We start from the raw sequence: 19,261 nt of genomic DNA on the forward strand, positions 1-19,261 counted from the left end.
GGCGAACCTGTGAGGCGCCTGGGGACACGTCCACAGGGGGTCGCGTGGCGGTCCGGTGAAGAGCTCGGCCGTGGTCGAGGAAGAGGCGCGGGTCAGCGCGGGCGCAGCCCGCCCAGCGCCGTGTCGAGGACGCGGTCGACGTACTCGACGGTGAGCGGGCCCGTCCGCTGGAGCCAGCGGTTGAGCACCGGGCCCCAGACGAGGTCGACGGCGACGTCCAGGTCGAGGTCGGGGGCCAGCTCCCCGGACTCCTGCGCGCTGCGGAGCCGCTGCCGCTTGGCCTCGCGGAGCGGCTCGTCGAGGCGCTCGCGGTAGAGGTCCGCGAGCGCCGGGTCGTGCGCCGCCTCCGTGGCGAGCGCGCGCATGGGCGCGGCGAGACGCGGGTCCTCCAGCTCGGCGACGGTCGCGTGCAGCACGTGCCGCAGGTCGGCGACGAGGTCTCCGGTGTCGGGCAGGACCGGCGCTCCCCCGTCCTCGCCCTCGCTGAGCGTGAGGAACGCGTCGAGGACGATCGCGGCCTTCGAGGGCCACCACCGGTAGATCGTCTGCTTCCCCACGCGGGCGCGGGCCGCGATGCCCTCGATGCTCAGCTGCGGGTACGGGATCTCCTGGAGGAGGTCGAGCGCGGCGGCGAGGACGGCGCGGCGGGAGGACTCGCTGCGGCGCGAGGGATCGGGTGCGGCCATGGCGGCAGCCTACCCCGGCGAGACGAACCGTTTCGTCTTGGCGGCGGTCCTGCAACCCTCTACGGTCGGCATAACGAGACGGACCGTCTCGTCTCACTCGAAAGGAACCGTCATGCGACACACCTCCCCGCCGGTCCGGACCTGGTTCGTCACCGGCGCGAGCCGCGGCATCGGGCACGCGATCGCCGTCGCGGCGCTGGAGCGCGGCGACCGCGTCGTGGCCGCCGCACGCACCGCGTCCCGGGACGCCTTCGCCCCGGAGCACCACGACCGCGTGCTCGCGCTCCCCCTCGACGTCACCGACCGCGACGCGGTGGTGGCCGCGGTCGACACCGCCATCGAGCACCTCGGCAGGCTCGACGTCGTCGTGAACAACGCCGGGACGATGTCGATGGGCATGGTCGAGGAGTTCACCGAGGCGCAGGCGCGCGCGCAGCTCGAGGTGAACTTCTTCGGGGCGCTGTGGGTCAGCCAGGCCGCGCTGCCGCACCTGCGGCGCCAGGGCTCGGGCCACGTGCTCCAGATGTCGAGCATCGCCGCGCTCGCCGGCTTCCCGAGCACGGGCCTGTACAGCGCGAGCAAGTTCGCGCTCGAAGGGATGAGCGAGGCGCTCGCCCTGGAGGCGGCGCCCTTCGGGGTCTCGGTCACCGTCGTCCAGCCGGGCGGGTACTGGACGGACCTGTACGCGAGCATGACGACGACGACCCCGCTCGACGCCTACGCGCCCCTGCGCGCGGAGCTCGAGAAGCAGTGGGCGGACGGCTCGGTCGACAGCGACCCGCGGCTCGCCGCCGACGCGGTGCTCACGCTCGTCGACAGCGACGACCCGCCGCTGCGCCTCCTGCTCGGCAGCATGGTCTACGACCTCGCCCAGGGGATCTCGCGACAGCGTCAGGACACGTGGGCGGCCTGGGAGGACGTGAGCCGCGCCGCCGAGCACGCCGTCGCGGCGCCCGGCCCGGCCGCGGGATGAGCCCGCGCGCCGGGAGACCTCACGACGGTCGCGCTGAGCCCCCGAGACGCTCGACGAGCTCGCGCGTCAGGGGCGCGTCGACCCCCGCGCGGTCGGCGGCGCGCACGATCGCGCCGCCGATCGCGTCGGTCTCGAGCGGCCGGCCCGCCTCGGCGTCGCGCAGCATCGAGGACTTCGCGTCGGCCCCGAAGCGGTCGTAGAACGTCAGGGTGCGATCGGGGTCCGACGGCGCGCCGCTCGCCGCCGCGACGGCGGCGACCTCGCGGACGAGCGCCTCGAGCTCGGCCCGGTGCGTGGTCCGCACCTCGCCGATCGGGGCGCGGTGCGCCGTCGTGAGCAGCGCGAACGGCGCGAGGAAGCCGAGCTTCGCCCACATCAGCGCCGTCTCGTCGTCGTGCACGGTGGTGGGGATGCCCGCACCCTCCAGGAGCGCGCGCACGGCCTCGACCCGCTCCGGGGCCACCCCGCCCGGCGCGACGTCGACCTCGACGAACGCGCTCGTGTGCTCGATCTCGCCCGGCGCGACGCGCGTGGACTCGACGCGGACCGTCGCGGGGAGCACGCGCGCGGTGCCGTACCGCGCGCGCAGCGCGCCGAGGTGGTCGAGGCCGTTGAGCATCGGGACGAGCACCCCGTCACCGAGCACCTCCGGCGGCACGCGGTCGAGCGCGTCGTCGAGCGCGGTCTGCTTGACCGCCACCACGACGACGTCGACCGGGGCGTCGAGGCGCGTGGTCGCGCGCGCCGGCACGTGGAGGTCGCCCACCTGGCGGCTGCGCACGTGGATGCCGCGCTCCGTGAGGGTGGCCGCCGTCGTCTCGCCCGCGAGGAACGTCACCCGGGCGCCCGACCGGACGAGCAGCGCGCCGACCAGCCCGCCGACCCCGCCCGGCCCGAGCACCGCCACGTCCCGGCCGTCCCGGCCGCTCAGGCCGTCCGTCGTCTCCGTCACCGGTTGTCCTCTCGTCGTGCCGCCGGGTCACCCCGGTCGTCGTGCCCGCGCGGGCGGGCGACCCCGCCGTCAGGTCGCGGGGACCTCGACCCTACCCACGGGGACCGACCGCGCCGAGCCGGCGCCGGGCACGGTGAGCGCCGCGATGCCCGTGGTGATGGGGATCGCGAGGACGAGCCCGATCGAGCCGACGAGGGTGCGCACGACCTCCTCCGCGATCTCGCCCGACGTGAGGCTGGTCGCGAGGTTCTGGTCGGAGAGGTAGACCGCCATGAGGAGCGGCAGCGCGGCGCCGACGTACGCGAACGCGATCGTGTAGACGGTCGAGGCGATGTGGTCGCGCCCGATGCGCATGGCGCGCGCGTACAGCTCGCGCCGGGTCGCGAGCGGCGCGACGGCGCGCAGCTCCCACACCGCGGACGCCTGCGTGATCGTCACGTCGTTGAGCACGCCCATGCCGGCGAGCACGATCCCGCACAGCACGACCCCGCGGATCGAGAGCTCGGGCGCGTACTGCGGGATCCACAGGGACTCCTCCGACGTGAGGCCCGTGATGTTGGCCGCCCCGGATCCCCACCAGCCCAGCACGGCCGTGAGCACCAGACCGACGAGGGTGCCGAGCAGCGCCGTCGACGTCCGCGCGGTGAACCCGTGCGCGACGTACAGCACGACGAACATGACGAGCGACGACGTCACGAGCGCGACGCCCAGCGCGTCCTGCCCGGTGAGGAGCGCGGGCAGCGTGAACGACGTGATGACGACGAACGCCCCCGCGAGCCCCGCGAGCGCCGCGAGCCCTCGCCACCGTGCGACGGCGAGCACCACGACGGCGTACGCGACCGCGAGGACGCCGATGGGCAGCCCGCGCTCGAAGTCCATGAAGACGTAGGGCGTGCCGCCCGCGCCCGCGGCCTCGGCGATGTACAGGACGCGCAGGCGGTCGCCCTCGTCGAACCCGTAGGCGACGTACTCGGGCGGCGCGTTGACGGTGATCGCGTCGCCGCCCACGTCCTCGCCGCCCGCGCGGGAGCCCGCGTCGAGCCGGGCGGGCACCTCGCTCGTCGCCTCGTCGACCGGCCCGGTGACTGTCGCGCGCAGGACCGTGCTGCCCTCCGCGGCGACGGGGATGCGGGCGGGCACGTCCGCCGCGGCGGGCCACAGCGCGACGAGCCCGGCGAGCGTGACGAGCAGCGCGGGCACCAGGAGCGCGGCGAGCGTGAGCCGCACGCGCCGGGTCGCGGGCGCGGCCGGGCCGTGCGCGTGGGCGTGGGCGTGCGCCGGGGTGCGTGCGGTGCCGCGCGCCAGGACGTCGGGCACCCGCCGGGACCGCGTGCGGCGCTCGCCGCGCCCGGGCGTCTCGGGAGGGGTCGGTGCGCTCACGCGAGGATGCTGCCACGGCGGCCCGACGACGCCCGGCGGCACGCGCCGTCGGGCACCGATCGCGCGGGCCGGGCCGCCCGGGGCCCCCTCCGGCTCACTCGGGGAGCGTCACGTGGCCGCGGCGCACGCCGGCGACGAGGCGGCGCGGGAGGGTGACCTCGCGGCCGTCGACGACGACGGTCACGAGCTCGGGCACCTGCGCCTTCCACTGCGAGCGACGGGCGCGGGTGTTCGAGCGGGAGAGCTTGCGCTTGGGCACGGCCATGAGGGGTCCTTCCGGTGGGCGAGCGCCCAGCCTACCGGTTCGTGAGAACGATTCTCAAGACAGTCGGGCCGTCGGCCCGGCCCGGCGGTAGCATCCCCGGGGCCGCGCGCCCTGCCACGACCCGGCGCGACCGCCGCACCCGCCACCACGACGCACGAGGAGCCCTCATGGCCACGGTCGACTACTTCCTCTCCGGTGACCCGGAGGTCGCCAAGCAGCACCTGCACGCCGCGCTCCAGGAGCAGGGCTTCACGGTGACCACGCGCCCCACGGGCCAGTGGGCCGCCGAGCGCGGCAGCAAGCAGAAGACGTTCTGGCTCGGCGCGTTCGCCGGCAAGGCCCAGCACCTCGTCTTCACGGTCGACTTCATGGTCCACGGCGACCAGCTCGTCGCGCGCATCGACCGCCCCACCGGGCACGGCGCGATGGCCGGCGCCGTCGGCGTCGCGCGCTCGAACAAGGCGTTCGGCGAGGTCGACCAGGCGATCGGCACGCGCCTCACGCAGCACGGCATCCTCGCGAACGTCGTGCACGCCTGAGAACACGCAGGTCGCCGATCACGAGCCTCCTCGCGGTCGAGCACGTCGTTGGTGGCGCCATCACGCCGATGACGACGTCAACCCCGTGCTCGGCGCCGGGGGTGCGACGCACGAAGGCCCGGATCCCCTCACGGGGGTCCGGGCCTTCGTGCTGCTGACCGGGCCGGCGACGGCCGGTCAGCGGGACGTCACTTGGCGACGGCCTTCTTGAGCAGGCTGCCGGCGCTGATCTTCACGCCGTAACCGGCCGGGATCGAGATCTCCTCGCCCGTACGGGGGTTGCGGCCCGTGCGGGCGGCACGCTCGACGCGCTCGACGGACAGGAGGCCCGTGACCTTGACGGCCTCGCCGTTGCCCAGCGACTCGATGAGCACCTCCTGGAAGGCGTTGAGAGCCTTCTCGGCGTCCGCCTTCGACAGGTCGGCCTTGCTGGCGATGGCCGAGACGAGCTCGGACTTGTTGAGCGACATGCGAATCCCTTCTTCGGTTCACGACGCGCGGTGGTCACCACCCGTCGTCACGGTCTCAGTGTGCCAGCCGCGGGGCCGTGCACCGGGGACAACACTAGGGAACACGCGGAGTTTCGCGCGACTTCTCGCGGCTCTCGTCGTCGCGTGTCCTCGCTCAGCCGTCCTCGTGCTCGTGGTCGTGGTCCTCGTGCTCGTGGTCGTGGCCCTCGTGCTCGTCGTGCGCGGGCTCGTCGTGACCGTGGTCGCCGTCCTCGTGGGCGTGCTCGTCGGCCTCGTGGCCCCCCGTGGTGGCCGGCTTGCCGGTGACCCCGTTGAGCTCGTTCGGGACGACGTCGAGCTCCGCGCTCTTCCACACCTCGCCGCCCACGTAGTCGACCGCGTGGATCGCGCGACCGGCCGGGTCCGTGACGTAGGCGATGCCGTCCTGGACGAACAGCGTCGGTCGCGGCTCCTGCCACTCCTCGGGCTCCTCCCACGCGTCGACGACGGGGACGGACCGCACGACCGTGCCCGACTCCGGGTCGATGACGTGCAGCGAGCCGTCGGTGCCGAGCACGAGCGCCTCGCCCGCGTCGCCCCGCCCGAGCGAGCGGAAGGTGTAGCTCGCGGGCAGGTCGACGAGGCGCAGGCTCGCGTCGCGCGTGTCCACGAGGGAGACGCGCGTGGGCCGCTCGAGCTCCGCGTCGGGGTCGGACTTGTAGTCGCCGAGCACGACGGGCGACGCCTCGCTGCCCGCCTGGTTGCCGATGCGCCCGTAGGCGTCCGGGGCCGCGACCTTGGTGATCGCGCCGCCCGCGACGACGAGCACGCCGTCCTCGCAGCCGATGACGACGGCCTCGCCCGCGGCGACGGCCTCGCCGTGCACGCCGGGGCACTGGTCGTTCGCCGCGATCTCGTCGCCCGCGGCGTCGAGGAGCCGGACGCCGGTGCGCGCGTCCTCGGTGCCCTCGGAGACGACGAGCGAGCCGTCGGACAGCTCGACCGCGACGCCGTGGTGCGCCGCAGGGGTCGTCAGGGTGCGCGCGTCGTCGATGCCGTGCGGGTCGGCCACCGTGGCCGAGTCGAGCACGGTGATCTCGCCCGTGCCGTCGTCGAACAGCGCGGTGCGGCCGTCGTGCACGACGACGTGGCCCGGCTTCTCGGCCGCGTACGTCACGTCCGTGAGGACCGGGTCGGCCGTGTAGTAGTGCGCGTGGTCGCCGTGCGGCTCGGCCCAGGTGCCGGCGTCGAGCACCTGGAACCCGCCGGACGTCGAGACGAGCAGGTGCCGCCCGTCGCCCGCGGGGTTGAGGCGGTTGAAGCCGTCGAGCTCGAGGTCGTCGACGACCTCGAGCGTCGTCGCGTCGAGGACCTGGACGCCGCCGTCGTAGGTGATCGCGAGGCGGGGGGTGAGCGCCGCGGCCTCGCTCACGTCGGACGTGGCCGACGGCGCGGGCTCCGCCGCGTCGCCCTGCTCGCCCTCGGCGCCCGTGCCCTGCGCGCACGCCGCGACGAGCGTGAGCGAGAGGGCGAGGCCGAGCGCGAGGGCGAGCGGGCGGCGTCGGGCACGGGCGCCGGGAGGGGCCGTCACCCGGGCGGGATCGGCAGCGGCGTCGGTCGGGTCGGGTGCGGTGTGGTGCATGCGTGGTCGGCCGCCCGGACACCCGGGCGGCCGCTCCTCTCCGGTGGTGGTGGTGCGCTGGTCAGCCCTGACGGGCCTTCCAGCGCGGGTTGGCCTTGTTGAGGACGAAGGTCTTGCCGTGCCGGCGCACGACCTTCGCCCCGGGCTTGTCCTTGAGCGAGCGGAGCGAGGCGCGGACCTTCATCGCGCGCCCCCGCCCTGCGCGCCGCCGCGGGCGCCGTAGCGCTGGCGGAACTTCTCGACGCGCCCGGCCGTGTCCACGACGCGCTGCGTGCCCGTGTAGAACGGGTGGCTCGCGCTCGAGATCTCGACGTCGACGACCGGGTAGGTGTTCCCGTCCGTCCACGTCACGGTCTCGCGCGGGACGCCCGGGCCCTGCGGGTGGTCGCCCGCGAGGGTCGAGCGGGTCAGGAACGAGAAGTCGGCGGACTTGTCGCGGTAGACGACGGGCCCGTAGACGGGGTGGATGTCCTTCTTCATGGTGGTCTCCTTGCTGAGCCAGGGCCGGCCGCCGCCCGGGGCGGCGGTCACCAGCTCGACTTCGTGACTCCGGGCAGCTCGCCGCGGTGCGCCTGCTGGCGCAGGCGGACGCGGGAGAGCCCGAACTTCCTCAGGTAGCCGCGCGGGCGGCCGTCGACGACGTCGCGGTTCCGCGTGCGGGTGGCGCTCGCGTCGCGGGGCTGGCGCTGGAGCTCGCGCACCGCGTCCGCCTTCTCCTCGGGCGAGGACGACGGCGACGCGACGATGCGCTTCAGCTCGGCGCGACGCTCGGCGTAGCGGGCGACGACGGCCGCCCGCTGCTCGTTGCGCGCGATCTTCGACCGCTTCGCCATCAGCGCTCCTCACGGAAGTCGACGTGGCGGCGGACGACGGGGTCGAACTTGCGCAGGACCATGCGGTCCGGGTCGTTGCGGCGGTTCTTGCGGGTCACGTAGGTGAACCCGGTGCCCGCGGTGGACCGGAGCTTGATCACGGGACGGAGGTCGGTGCGGGTAGCCATCAGAGCTTCTCCCCTCGGGCGAGGATCCGCGCCACGACGGCGTCGATCCCCTGGCGGTCGATGGTCTTGATGCCCCGGGCGCTGACGCGCAGGGTCACGTGGCGACCCAGCGACGGCACCCAGTAGCGCTTCTTCTGGATGTTCGGGTCGAAGCGACGCTTGGTCCGCACGTGGGAGTGCGAGATCGCGTGGCCGAACCCGGGAGCGGTGCCGAGCACCTGGCAGACGGCGGACATGGCGGTTCCTCTCGGGGTCGGTCGGGGGGACGGGGACGACACTAGATAGTGAGAATCATTCCCGTCAAGACGCTATGCTGACCCGCTGTCGAGAACAGTTCTCAGGAGCAGGTTGTTCCCGAGCCGGCCGCCGCGCCTCCCGGGACGCCCCAGACCACGGATCGGAGCGCTTCATGCCCTTCTCGTCGCACCCCTCGCCGCACCCGTCGCCGGACCCCTCGCCAGACTCCTCGCCCGACGACACCCGCGTCGCCCTCAGCGTCCTCGCGACCATCGACCCCGTGCTGCGCGACAGCGCGGTGTTCGGGCTCGTCGTCGGCGCACCGCGGGTCGTCGCGCTCCGCCACGACATCCGGGCCGCCGAGGGCGCGCTGCGCCGGGTCGTCGTCGACGCGAGCGGCGTCGTCGAGGACGAGGTCGTGCCGCTCGAGCACGCGTGCCTGTCGTGCGCGGTCCGGGAGGACGCCGTCCCGACGCTGCGGCGGCTCGCGGACGACGGGCGCTGGGACCACGTCGTGCTCGCGCTCCCCGTGGCGGCCGAGTCGCTGCCCGTCGTGCGCGCCCTCGCCGCGCAGACCACCCCCGGCGGCGAGCTCGAGCGGCTGCGCCTCGCGACCGTGCTCGCCGTCGCCGACGTGGACACGCTCGAGCACGACCTGCTCGACGACGACCTCGTCGCCGAGCGCGGCGTCGGGCTCACGGAGGACGACCAGCGGGCCGTCGGGGAGGTGCTCGCCGCGCAGCTCGAGCACGCCGACCTCGTCGTGACGACCGGGGACCCCGTCGCCGCCGCGACCGGGGCGGGGCTCGTCGACCGGCTGCGCGGCGTCGGGACCCGCCGGGTCGACGGCCTCCACGCGCTCGCCGCCGCGGACCTCGCGAGGCGCACGCACGACCCGGTAGCCGGCGAGCGCCGGGCGCACCCGCTCGGCGTGCGGGGCCCGCTCCCCCGGCACGCGCGCCGCGCGGGCGACCGGAGCTGGACGGTCGAGCTGCGCTCGGCCCGCCCTTTCGACCCCGAGCGGCTGCTGCGTCGCATCGAGGACCTGGGCACGGGGCGGGTCCGGTCGCGCGGGGTGTTCCACGTCGCGAACCGCCCGGACTCGCTGTGCGCGTGGGACGGCGCGGGCGGCCAGCTCTGCATCGGCACGCTCGGCACGTGGGACGACGCGACCACCGCCGAGGGGCGGCCCGTCGAGCCGCACACCCGCGTGGTGGTCGTCGGCGCGACGCCGCCGGAGGGCGAGCCGGGCGAGGACGTGCGCGAGCGGGTCCTCGACGCGTTCCGCGACGTGCTCGCGACGCCGGACGAGCTGGCCGACGGCGGGCTGCGCTGGCTGGGGCGCACCGACGTGCTCGCGCCCTGGCTCGGGGCGCGGACGGACGCCGTCTGAGGTCGGGGACGGTCACGGCGGCCGCGACGCGCGGGCGGGCCCCGGGCGCGCGAGACACCCCGGAGACGGGAGAACCGGTGGCGATCCGCCGCGAGAGCTCCCCCCAGCGAAGCTCTCGTCGCGGACCGCCACCGGTCCAGGTGTGCCGCCACGTGACCCGTCGTGGCGACGTCCCCCACCAGTGCAAGAGCACCGGAGCGCCCGTTCGTGACGCGCGCTGCCAGTGATGTGGATCACAGTACGACCGGAAGCGCACCGGCGCGCGCCGACGTGACCCGCCTCACCTGCGGGTTCGCGTCATGGCCCGTGCCCGGACGAGTCCTCTCGTGTGGACCTCCTGGACGCGCGCCCAGATCGCCGGGCGCGCGCTCGACCACCGAACGAAGGACGCACTGGTGCACCACGGCACGCGACGGCTCGGCACACGACGGCACGACAGGCGACGACACACCTGGCGACGGCTGTGGGCGGCGGCCCTCGCGGTCACGCTCGCCGCGCCCCTCGCCCTCGCCGGGGCCGCGACCGCCACGGCGGCGGACGGCGACCCGCAGTACCTCGAGGTCAGCAAGCGGGTCGACCACAAGACCCTGTCCCCCGGCGACGTCTTCACGTACAGCGTCGGGGTCACGTGCTCCGAGACGACGTGCGTCGACGCCCTCCTCACCGACGCGCTCCCCGCGGAGCTTGCGGGCTACGAGCTCCAGGCCGTGCGCACCACGACCGGTCCCGTGCACGAGGTGTCGTGGACCGAGGCCGGCCAGCCCGTGAGCCAGCCCGCCGTCGTCGGCGCCGCCACCGCCGTCCACGTCGCGTTCCGCGACGAGACGCCCGCGGGCGTCGGCCTGACGCCGGGGGCGACGTTCACCCTGACCCTGACGCTCCAGGTGCCCGACGACGCCCGGCCCGGCGAGACGGACATCGTCAACACCGCCACGACCACCGCGGCGAACTCCGCACCGGACAGCGCGAGCGCGACCGTGCACCTCAGCGTCCCCGTCGAGACGGGCGTCGACCTCGCGAAGTCCTGGGACCCGGCGGCACGGACCTTCGAGGCGGGCGCGCCGTCGACGGTCACGCTCACGGCGACCAACACGTCGAACGTGCCGGTGGGCACGCTCGTCGTCACCGAGCCGCAGGCGTCGGCCGACGGCGCGGGCGCGCTCGACCCGACCAACCCGTTCGCGCTCACCGACCTCACGGCGCTCGCCGCCGACCCGCTGCCCGAGGGCGCGACGAGCGTCCAGGTCGACGCCTACGTGCGCTCCGACGCGGGCTCGTGGTCCTGGGTCACGGGCACTCCTGCCGCCGGCGCAGCCCTCCCCGCCGGCGTGGACCCGACCGCCGTCGGCGGCCTGCGGCTGACCTACGCCGGCGAGATCGTGCCCGGCGCCACCGCCACGGCGCGCCTCGACCTCACGCAGCGCGCGACGGACCGGGACGGTGCCGACCTGTCGGCCGCGACCCACGTCGTCGACAACGTCGCGACGGCCACCGCGACCGCCGAGGGTCGTGACCCCGTGACGGACACCGCGACGGCCCAGCACCGCGTCACGCCCGCGACCGTCGGCGTCGACGTCGTCAAGGACATCACTCCCGACCGCATCTCCGCGGGCGAGACGGCCACGGCCACCATCACGGCGACGAGCACGTCCGACGTCCCCGTCCGCTCCCTCACCGTCACCGACCGCGACTACTTCACCGACGGCGTCGTGCTCGGCGGCTTCAGCACGTTCTCGTGGCCCGAGGGCGCCGAGTCCGCCGACCTCGTGCTCCACCGCGCGGACGGCTCCACCACGACGGTCACCCTGACCCCCGGCGAGACGCCCGCCGTCCCCGGCACCGACGTGACCGGCTTCGCGGTGACGTTCACCGGGGCGATCGCGCCGCGCGCCGCCGCGACGCTCGTCCTCGACGTCGTCACGACGGAGGACGCCGCGGGCGACGCCGCCTCGCGCGCCACCCGCAACACCGCGAGCGCCGAGGTCGTCGCCCCGAACGGGCAGACCGCGACCGACGAGGCGAGCGACACGCTCGAGCTCGTCCGGCCCGCGCTCGACGCGACGCTCGACAAGACGGTCCGGCCGGGCACCGCCGTCGAGCCGGGCGCGCGGGTCGTCGCCGGCCTCGCCGCGCGCGTCGTCGGGACGTCCGAGTACGTCAGCCCTCGGACGTTCGTCGTCGAGGACGTCTGGGCCGGCGGCGCGGGCGAGTTCTGGGACGCGTTCGACCTGGCCGGAGTCGCGCCGACCCAGGTGCCGTCCGGTGCGTCGCTGACCGTGGAGGCGATCGGCCCCGACGGCTCGGCCCTGCGCGTGGCGGCGTTCCCCGCCCAGGAGGGCCCGTTCCTCGCGGAGCTCACGGCGGACGACCTGGCTGCGGCGCTCCCCGCGGGCGTCTCGCCGTCGGACCTCACGGGCGTCCGGTTCGTGCTCGAGTCGGCCACGGGCCTGCCCGTCGACACGAGCTTCACGCCGTACGTCGTCACGCAGGCGCGCGGCACGCTGCGCTCCGGCGGTGACGTGACCGCGCGGCCCGACGAGCCGACCGCGTTCGTGAACACGGCGACGGTGCGGGCCGAGGGCGTGACCCGCGGCGGCACCACGCTCACCGACGACGCCGAGGACACGGCGACGGCGCGCGTCGTCACCCGCGAGGGCACCGGCGCCGTCGGGATCGACAAGTCCTGGCTGCAGAGCACGGTCCCGTCCCAGTCGGGCGAGCAGCGCAGCACCGCGCTGGACTGGCGCGTCCGCGAGGGCTTCTCGTCGGTGACGGTCAGCGACCCGGCGGGAGACCCCGCCGACGTCGCCGGCACCGTCTTCGACGCGTTCGACCTGGTGCGCGTCGCGCCGGTCGACGCGAGCGACGTGCCCTTCAGCACCGGCTGGTACCTGCGCTACGACACCGTGACCGGGGTCGAGCTCTTCGTCGACGGCACGTGGACCGCCGTCGCGCCCCCGGCCGGGGGCTGGGTGCAGGACGGCCGGTTCGTCGGGCACACCCTGACCGGCGAGCAGCGCGCCACGGCCACCGGCGTGCGGCTCGTCCTCGCGGAGGACGTCGCCGCCCGCGAGGCCGCCCGGCAGCCGGGCGCCGCGCTCGACCCGTACGCGCCGCGGCCCGGCACGGGCGTCGCCGCGAGCAGCAGCGACCGCCGCTTCGTGCTCGACTGGCAGGTGCGCTCCACGACCCGCTCGACCGGTGCGTGGGTGACGCAGGAGAGCGCCCTCAACGCCGACGTCCCGGGCAGCGTCGTCAACACGGCGAGCGTCGAGGCGGTCCCTGCCGCGGGCGGCGACCCCGTCCGCGACACCGACTCCGCGACCGTCTCGCTCGTCGACCACGCCCCCGGCGTCGCGGTGACGAAGTCCGTGACCCCGACGCAGGCCGTCCACGTCCCCCGCGAGGGCTCGGACGCGCCGCGCCCCACGGCGACGTTCGCGATCCAGGCGCGGAGCACGTCCGTCTCGCACGCGTCCTTCGTCCGCATCACCGACCCCGCCGCGTGCTCCGAGACGGCGAGCGGCGTGGCGGGCTGCGAGGTGCCCGGCACGGCCGAGGCCGCCGTCGGCGACCCGTTCACGGCCGACGTGGACTGGCTGGCGCCCGACGGCGCGGCGAGCGCGTTCGACCGCTACGACGTCACCGGCGTGCTGGTCGACGCGGGCCTCGGGCACGAGGTCGACCTCGCGGAGAGCACGGCGTGGGTCCTGCACCGCACGGCGGACGGCGAGCACGCGAGCGAGCGCACGACGGTCGCCGACCTCGTGACGTGGGGCCCCGAGCGCCTCGCCGACGTCGTCGGCGTGAGCGTGACGTTCCAGGGCAGCGACCCCGCGGTCACCGGGGGGACGATCTCCGCGGCGAACCGCCTCACGCTCACCCTCGACACGGTCCTGCGCACGCACGTGCGCAGCACGGGCGAGCCGATCGCGCTGCGGGCGGGCCAGACCACCGAGGTCCCGAACCGCGCGTTCGCGCAGTCGTCCGACCCGGTGCTCGCGCCGGGCACGGCGACGGGCGACCTCGACGACGTGCGCGTCGTGCTCACGGGCGGCGACATCGACGTGGCGCCGACCAAGTCCGTGTCTCCCGCGGCGCTCACCGAGCCGTCGCGCCGCACGCCGGTGACCGTCACGCTCGGCGCGTCCTCCGGCACCCGGCCCGTGAGCACGCTCGCGCCGGCCACGGTCTGGCTGCGCGACGACGTCGCGTCGTCCCCGGAGTTCTGGGACACGTTCAGCTTCACCGGGCTCGGTGCGCTCACCGCACCGCACGGCGCCGACCGCGTCGCGGTCGACGTCTACGGGCCGTTCGGCACGGACGGCGCGCTCGCCTGGGCGCAGGGTGCACCGGCTGCCGTGGACGCACCGGTGGTCCCCGTGGGGGCCGAGGCGTACCCCGACGTCCAGGGCGTGCGCATCACCTTCTCGCGCGCCGACGGCGGCTTCTTCAGCCCGGACGTCCCCGCGCCGGCCTGGGACGCGCGGGCCGCGTTCACGGTCGTGCTGCGCGACACCGCCCGGTCCTCGGGCGACCCGGTCGTCCTGGACGGGTCCGTCGACAACACCGTGACGGTGCGCAGCGAACGCCTGGACGGCGAGGCGTCGGCCGAGCGCAGCACGAGCGCGACCGTCTCCCTGTCTCCCGGGACGCGCGAGCTCGCGGTCCGCAAGGTCGCCAACGAGGGGAGCCGGACGGTCTCGGTCGGCGCAGCCGTCCCGTGGGACCTGTCGTTCACCAACACGGGCACGGGCTACCTCACGCTCACCGAGCTGCGCGACACCCTGCCGACCACGCTCGTGCACCCGGGCGACCCGGCGCCGTCGTACGCGACGTCCGAGGGCGGGCTGCTGTCCACGGACGTCGCGCTCGCCGTCGACGGGCGAGACCTGGTCCTCACGTGGCCCGAGGACGGCCGCGTCATGGCGCCGGGCGAGACGTTCCGCGTGCGGCTGTTCCTCGAGCTCCAGCCGGGGCTCGCCTCGGGCCAGCGCGCGACGAACCAGATGACGGTACGGACCGACGAGGCGCTCGACACCTGCTCGGGTCTCGACGGTGCCGCGACGACCCCGGCCTGGGGCAGCGACCCGCGCACGTGCGGGACGACGGACTTCGTCGCCCCCGTCGACGGGCCGAACCTCTACAGCGTCAAGGGCGTGCGGGGCGCGGTGGACGGTGCGACGAACCCGTCCGCCCCGGGCACCGCGTGCCGTCCGACGCTCGAGGCGGCCGGCGGCGCCTGGTACCGCACGCCGTGCGTCGCGAACAGCGTCGTCGGCGGGACGGACGACTGGCTCCTGCACGTCGTCAACGCGGGCACGACCCCGGTCGAGGAGATGGTCCTGTTCGAGCAGCTCCCCACCGCGGGCGACCGCATGCTCCTGACCGGCGCGTCGCGCGGGTCGACCTACCGCCCCGTCCTCACCGGCATGCCGGGGCTCACGGCACCCGACGGCACGACCGCCGTCGTCGAGGTGACGACGAGCGCGGACGTCTGCGCGGGCACGTGGCGCGACCTCACGACGCAGGCGGTGTGCGAGCAGAACGGCGAGACGTGGGCCCCCGCCGACGACGCGACCGACTGGTCCGCCGTGACGGGCCTGCGCGTCTCGCTCGACTTCCGCACGACCGCGAGCGGACGCCTCGACAGCGGTGAGGTCGTCGACGTGACCTACTCGACGGTCAACCGCATGGCGTCCGACGCGACGCCGGGCGGGGTCGCGCCCGTCGCCCCGTCGGGCCCGGACGTGGCGTGGAACCAGTTCGGCGTCAAGTGGCGCTACACGGGCGAGACGACGTTCGAGCGGTTCGCGCCGAGCCAGGTCGGCGTCGCCCTCCCGACGGGCGCCCTCCGCGTCGACAAGCAGGTCACCGGCGACGCCGCGGGCTACGCGCCCGGCGCCTACCCGGTCGACGTCGTGTGCGCCGTCGACGGCGTGACGCTCGACCTCGGTGACGCGGCACGGCTCTCCCTGACCGTCGAGGGCGGGCTCACGGCCCGCGTCGACGGCCTCCCGGTGGGGACGGAGTGCACCGTGTCCGAGGGCGGCGCCCTCGGCGAGCACGGCGAGACGACGCGCACCGGTTCGCCGGCGACTGTCGCGATCGACGTCACGACGTCCCCGGAGTCCGACGTGCCGGCCACCCAGGTCGTCACGGTCGGCAACGACTACGCGTTCTCGGGCCTGTCCGTCACCAAGCAGGTCGACACCGAGGCCACGCAGGAGGAGCTGGGGCCGTTCGACTTCACGCTCGTCTGCACGGCGGCCACCGGCGCGCCCGTCACGTTCGACGCCGCCGGCTCGACCGAGCTGCGGTTCACGATCGGGGCCGGGGAGACGTTCACCGCGCCGGAGGGCACGATCCCGGCACGCGCCACGTGCGTCGTCACCGAGACGACCACGGACGCGCCGCAGCGCGTCGTCGTCACGGGCGACGGCGTGACCGACCACGGGGACGGGAGCGCGGACGTGCTCGTCGGCACGACCCCTGCCGAGGTCGTCGTCCACAACGGGTACGACGCGGGCGTCGTCCGCGTGACCAAGGAGGTCGACGGGGCGGGCGCCGCCGCGTACGGCGTCGGGCCGTTCGGGTTCGACATCGTCTGCACGCGGGACGGACGCACGGTGCTGGAGGAGTCGTTCGACCTCGACGCGGGCGGCAGCCGGACCTTCGGGACGTTCGTCGCCGGGACGGAGTGCGTCGTCGAGGAGACGACGGCGGGCGGGGCGACGCGCTCGGCGCTCGCCCCGGCCGACGGGCGGGTCGTCGTGGACGGTCCCGCCGAGGCGGGGACGGTTCCCGAGGCGGTCGTCACGGCGACCAACACGTTCGACGTCGCGGACCTCGAGGTCGTCAAGACCGTCGAGGGCGCGGGCGCCGAGCTCTGGGGCGCCGGCCCGTTCGAGGCCCAGGCCGTGTGCACCTGGGACGTCGACGGCGACACGCGCACCCTCGCGCTCCCGGCCGAGGGCCGCCTGGCCCTGACGGCCGCCGGCGGCTACCGCGCCGCCGTGCGCGACCTGCCCGTCGGGGCGGGGTGCGTCGTGACCGAGACGCGCACGGGCGGGGCGACCGCCACCGCCATCAGCGCGGACGGCGCCGTCGTGGTGGGCGGCGACGAGCCCGCCGTCGTGACGCTGACGAACACGTTCGACGTGGCGTCGGTGGGCGTCACCAAGCGGGTCGAGGGCGCGACGGACGCGCCGGGCGCCGAGGGGCCGTTCACGGTCCGCCTGGTCTGCACGCGCGAGGTCGACGGCGAGTCGGTCGCCCTCGACGTGCCCGGGGGCGGCGTGCGCCACCTCGGCGCGGACGAGACGGTCACGTACGCCGACCTCCCGGTCGACGCGTCCTGCGCCGTCGAGGAGTCGGCGACCGGCGGGGCCGCGGCCACGCAGGTCGCGGTCACCACGCCGGGCGAGCCCGGGACGACGGTCGACGGAGCGTCGGCGGACCTCACGGTCCGGCCGGGTGCGGCGGTCGTCGTGACGAACACGTTCGACGCGCCCGCCGGGACGCCCGGCGGCACGACGGACGGCGCCGGGAACGGGCTGGCGACGACGGGGGCACGTCTCGGGGCGGTGGCCGCGCTCGCGCTGCTCCTCGCCCTCGGCGGCGCGGCGCTCGTGCTCGCACGACGACGCCGGGGCCCCGTCGCCTGACGCGGCCGCTCGGCCCCGGACCGCCACGCGGTCCGGGGCCGAGCCGTCTCCCGCTCCGGGACCGCGGGCTGCATGAACCTCACGCCTGGAACCGCGTCATGATCCCGGCCCGGGAGCGTCTTCCTCCCTGAGGGCCGCCGGACGGAGGCGGCCGGGACGGGAGCGGCGTGCACACGCAGGACCTGACGGAGCTCGGCGACGAGCAGCTCGCCGACGCGGTGCGCGCGGGCCGCGCGGAGGCGTTCGCCGTGCTCTGGGAGCGGCACGCGGACGCCGGGCGCGCGGCGGCCCGCCGCCTCACGGCGACGTACGACCCGGACGACCTCGTCCAGGAGGCGTACCTGCGCGTGCTCGGCGCGCTGCAGTCCGGCCACGGGCCGACCGGCCCGTTCCGGCCCTACCTCTACACGACGCTGCGCAGCGTCGCGGCGAGCTGGGCCCGCACGCCGGACCCGACGCCCGTCGAGGACGTGCCCGAGGTCGTCGACCCGCGCGACCTGTCGACCGAGGTCCTCGAGCGCTCGGTGACGGTCCGCGCGTTCCGCCGCCTGCCGGAGCGGTGGCAGGCCGTGCTCTGGTACACCGAGGTCGAGGGGATGGAGCCGCGCGAGGCGGCACCGCTGCTCGGGCTCTCGGCGGGCGCGACCGCCGCGCTCTCCTACCGCGCCCGCGAGGGCCTGCGCCGCGAGTGGCTCCAGGCCCACGTGAGCAGCGACGCGGTGGCCCCCGAGTGCCGCTGGACGGTCGAGCGCCTGGGCGACCGCGCGCGCGGGTCGCTGTCGCGCGCCGCGCAGGACCGCGTCGAGGAGCACCTCACCGGGTGCCTGTCGTGCTCGATCCTCGCGGAGGAGGTCGACGACGTCGCCTCGCGCCTGCGCATCGTCCTCCTGCCGCTCGTCCTCGGCGTCCCGGCCGCGGTCGACGCCGCGACGGGCGCGCTCGCGGCGACGACCTCCGCGCCCGCCACGGCGACGGGCCCGGCGACCGGCACGACCGGGGCTGGGGGCGCCGGGGCGGCGTCCGGCGCCGGGCCCGGGACCGCCGCCGCGGGGGCCGCGGTCCCCGGTGTCCTGGTCGGCGCGCTCGCCGCGGTGGTCGTGGCGGCCGTCGTCGGCGTGCTGGCCGTGGCGCGGCCGTGGTCCGCCGCCGAGCCGCCTTCCGCAGCGGCCGGGCAGCCGTCGTCCGCTCCCGGTCTCGCCGCGCCGCTCCCCGTCCTGCCGGACGGCGACCCGGCGGAGAACGACGCGGACGACGTGCCGGTCGCGACCGAGCCGGACGCCCCCGCCGGGGCGGGCGACCGCCCCGAGCCGCCCGCCGCGGGCGTCGACGCCCCGCCCGTCTCCCGTCCGGACGAGCAGGACGCGCCCGGAGCCGGCGAGACCGTGCCCGAGCCGGGCCCGCCGTCGGTCGAGCCCGCCGTGCCGACCCCGCCGGAGCCCGAGCAGCCCGGTCCGGAGGAACCCGCGCCCGAAGAGCCCGGGCCCGAGGAACCGGCGCCTCCGGCACCCGTCGTCGACGAGGCGCCCCCGGCCGGGACGCTCACCGTCTACCCCGCCCTGCGCGGCACCGGGGAGCCCGGGGCGCGCGTGCGGGCGCTCGACGCGGCGGGAGCGGTCGTCGGCACGACGACCGTCGCCGCCGACGGCCGCTGGGCGCTCGTCGCGACCGGGCTCGGCGCCACCGGGGAGCACGTGCTCGACGTCGTCCAGGACGTCGACGGCGTCGTCTCCGCCGCCGCCGCGCCGCTCGGCCCCTACGTGTTCAACCTCCCGCGCGTGCTGTCACCGGGCCCCGGCGAGACGGTCCTCGGCGCGCGCGAGACCGCGCCGTGGGAGGACCCGCGCTTCTCCGTCCTCGTGACCTTCGCCGGCACCGCGGGCCTGGTCGTCGAGGCCTTCGTCGACGGGGCTTCGACCGGCAACCTCCATGAGCTCGGCGACGAGCCCGCGGTGCGCCAGGTGCGCGGCCTCGCCCCGGGACCGCACACGTTCGGGATCCGGTTCGTCGAGCCGGCGTCGGACGCCGCCGGGTTCGGGCCGACCGTGAGCGTCGGCTTCACCGTCGCGGGCCCCTGAGCG

At 75.9% G+C, this 19,261-nt stretch carries 16 protein-coding genes; 5 read left to right on the forward strand and 11 right to left on the reverse strand.

The genetic code is table 11. The features are described from left to right. Positions 1-92 precede the first annotated feature (92 nt). Positions 93-686: a TetR/AcrR family transcriptional regulator gene (locus B9L22_RS05255; RefSeq protein ID WP_086149445.1), complete on the reverse strand. Its 594-nt coding sequence runs from the start codon at positions 684-686 to the stop codon at positions 93-95. 112 nt (positions 687-798) lie between these two features. Between B9L22_RS05255 and B9L22_RS05260 the strand changes: the two genes are divergently transcribed. Continuing rightward, positions 799-1,659, forward strand: coding sequence for an SDR family oxidoreductase (locus B9L22_RS05260; RefSeq protein WP_086149446.1), 861 nt, complete (start codon positions 799-801; stop codon positions 1,657-1,659). A gap of 19 nt (positions 1,660-1,678) precedes the next feature. On the opposite strand, the gene B9L22_RS05265 is transcribed toward B9L22_RS05260, so the two are convergent. The 3 genes from B9L22_RS05265 to rpmF form a co-directional block, all read right to left on the reverse strand. Next, complete coding sequence (locus tag B9L22_RS05265) at positions 1,679-2,611, reverse strand: ketopantoate reductase family protein (protein WP_198947201.1); 933 nt, start codon at positions 2,609-2,611, stop codon at positions 1,679-1,681. A 69-nt stretch (positions 2,612-2,680) separates the two neighbouring features. Beyond that, the gene (locus B9L22_RS05270) at positions 2,681-3,991 is read right to left on the reverse strand and encodes a YibE/F family protein (protein WP_233139734.1); all 1,311 of its coding nucleotides are present in this window, start codon (positions 3,989-3,991) and stop codon (positions 2,681-2,683) included. Between the two features lie 94 nt (positions 3,992-4,085). Then, the gene (gene rpmF, locus B9L22_RS05275; RefSeq protein ID WP_009864893.1) at positions 4,086-4,256 is read right to left on the reverse strand and encodes a 50S ribosomal protein L32; all 171 of its coding nucleotides are present in this window, start codon (positions 4,254-4,256) and stop codon (positions 4,086-4,088) included. Positions 4,257-4,423: 167 nt separating this feature from the next. Between rpmF and B9L22_RS20170 the strand changes: the two genes are divergently transcribed. Then, on the forward strand, positions 4,424-4,795 hold the full coding sequence (locus B9L22_RS20170) for a hypothetical protein (RefSeq protein WP_021482679.1): 372 nt from the start codon (positions 4,424-4,426) through the stop codon (positions 4,793-4,795). Between the two features lie 188 nt (positions 4,796-4,983). Here B9L22_RS20170 and B9L22_RS05285 read toward each other — a convergent pair whose 3' ends face one another. The 7 genes from B9L22_RS05285 to rpmB all read right to left on the reverse strand — a co-directional run bounded on the left by B9L22_RS05285 (position 4,984) and on the right by rpmB (position 8,122). After that, positions 4,984-5,265 (reverse strand): HU family DNA-binding protein, encoded by a 282-nt coding sequence (locus B9L22_RS05285; protein WP_086149447.1) that lies wholly within the window; start codon positions 5,263-5,265, stop codon positions 4,984-4,986. Positions 5,266-5,419: 154 nt separating this feature from the next. Continuing rightward, positions 5,420-6,835 (reverse strand): zinc metallochaperone AztD, encoded by a 1,416-nt coding sequence (gene aztD, locus B9L22_RS05290; protein ID WP_086149693.1) that lies wholly within the window; start codon positions 6,833-6,835, stop codon positions 5,420-5,422. A 112-nt stretch (positions 6,836-6,947) separates the two neighbouring features. Next, positions 6,948-7,070 carry a type B 50S ribosomal protein L36 gene (gene ykgO, locus B9L22_RS05295; RefSeq protein ID WP_021483271.1) on the reverse strand — a complete coding sequence of 41 codons (123 nt, stop codon included), beginning with the start codon at positions 7,068-7,070 and terminating at the stop codon, positions 6,948-6,950. Further along, positions 7,067-7,366, reverse strand: coding sequence for a type B 50S ribosomal protein L31 (locus B9L22_RS05300; protein ID WP_021483270.1), 300 nt, complete (start codon positions 7,364-7,366; stop codon positions 7,067-7,069). The genes ykgO and B9L22_RS05300 overlap by 4 nt, the downstream gene beginning before the upstream one ends. 47 nt (positions 7,367-7,413) lie before the next feature. Continuing rightward, complete coding sequence (gene rpsN, locus B9L22_RS05305; RefSeq protein WP_086149448.1) at positions 7,414-7,719, reverse strand: 30S ribosomal protein S14; 306 nt, start codon at positions 7,717-7,719, stop codon at positions 7,414-7,416. Next, positions 7,719-7,886: a 50S ribosomal protein L33 gene (gene rpmG / locus B9L22_RS05310; protein WP_021483268.1), complete on the reverse strand. Its 168-nt coding sequence runs from the start codon at positions 7,884-7,886 to the stop codon at positions 7,719-7,721. The genes rpsN and rpmG overlap by 1 nt, the downstream gene beginning before the upstream one ends. Beyond that, positions 7,886-8,122 carry a 50S ribosomal protein L28 gene (gene rpmB, locus B9L22_RS05315; RefSeq protein WP_021483267.1) on the reverse strand — a complete coding sequence of 79 codons (237 nt, stop codon included), beginning with the start codon at positions 8,120-8,122 and terminating at the stop codon, positions 7,886-7,888. The genes rpmG and rpmB overlap by 1 nt, the downstream gene beginning before the upstream one ends. 173 nt (positions 8,123-8,295) lie before the next feature. Here rpmB and B9L22_RS05320 point away from each other — a divergent pair, with 173 nt between their 5' ends. From B9L22_RS05320 to B9L22_RS05330, 3 genes are all read left to right on the forward strand, one after another. Then, the gene (locus B9L22_RS05320) at positions 8,296-9,516 is read left to right on the forward strand and encodes a GTP-binding protein (RefSeq protein ID WP_086149449.1); all 1,221 of its coding nucleotides are present in this window, start codon (positions 8,296-8,298) and stop codon (positions 9,514-9,516) included. Between the two features lie 326 nt (positions 9,517-9,842). Next, complete coding sequence (locus B9L22_RS19925) at positions 9,843-17,183, forward strand: DUF5979 domain-containing protein (protein WP_086149450.1); 7,341 nt, start codon at positions 9,843-9,845, stop codon at positions 17,181-17,183. A gap of 167 nt (positions 17,184-17,350) precedes the next feature. Then, positions 17,351-19,258: a sigma-70 family RNA polymerase sigma factor gene (locus tag B9L22_RS05330; protein WP_086149451.1), complete on the forward strand. Its 1,908-nt coding sequence runs from the start codon at positions 17,351-17,353 to the stop codon at positions 19,256-19,258. Positions 19,259-19,261 lie beyond the last annotated feature (3 nt).

The sequence above is a fragment of the Cellulosimicrobium sp. KWT-B genome (assembly GCF_002127155.1).
GTDB lineage: Bacteria > Actinomycetota > Actinomycetes > Actinomycetales > Cellulomonadaceae > Cellulosimicrobium > Cellulosimicrobium funkei.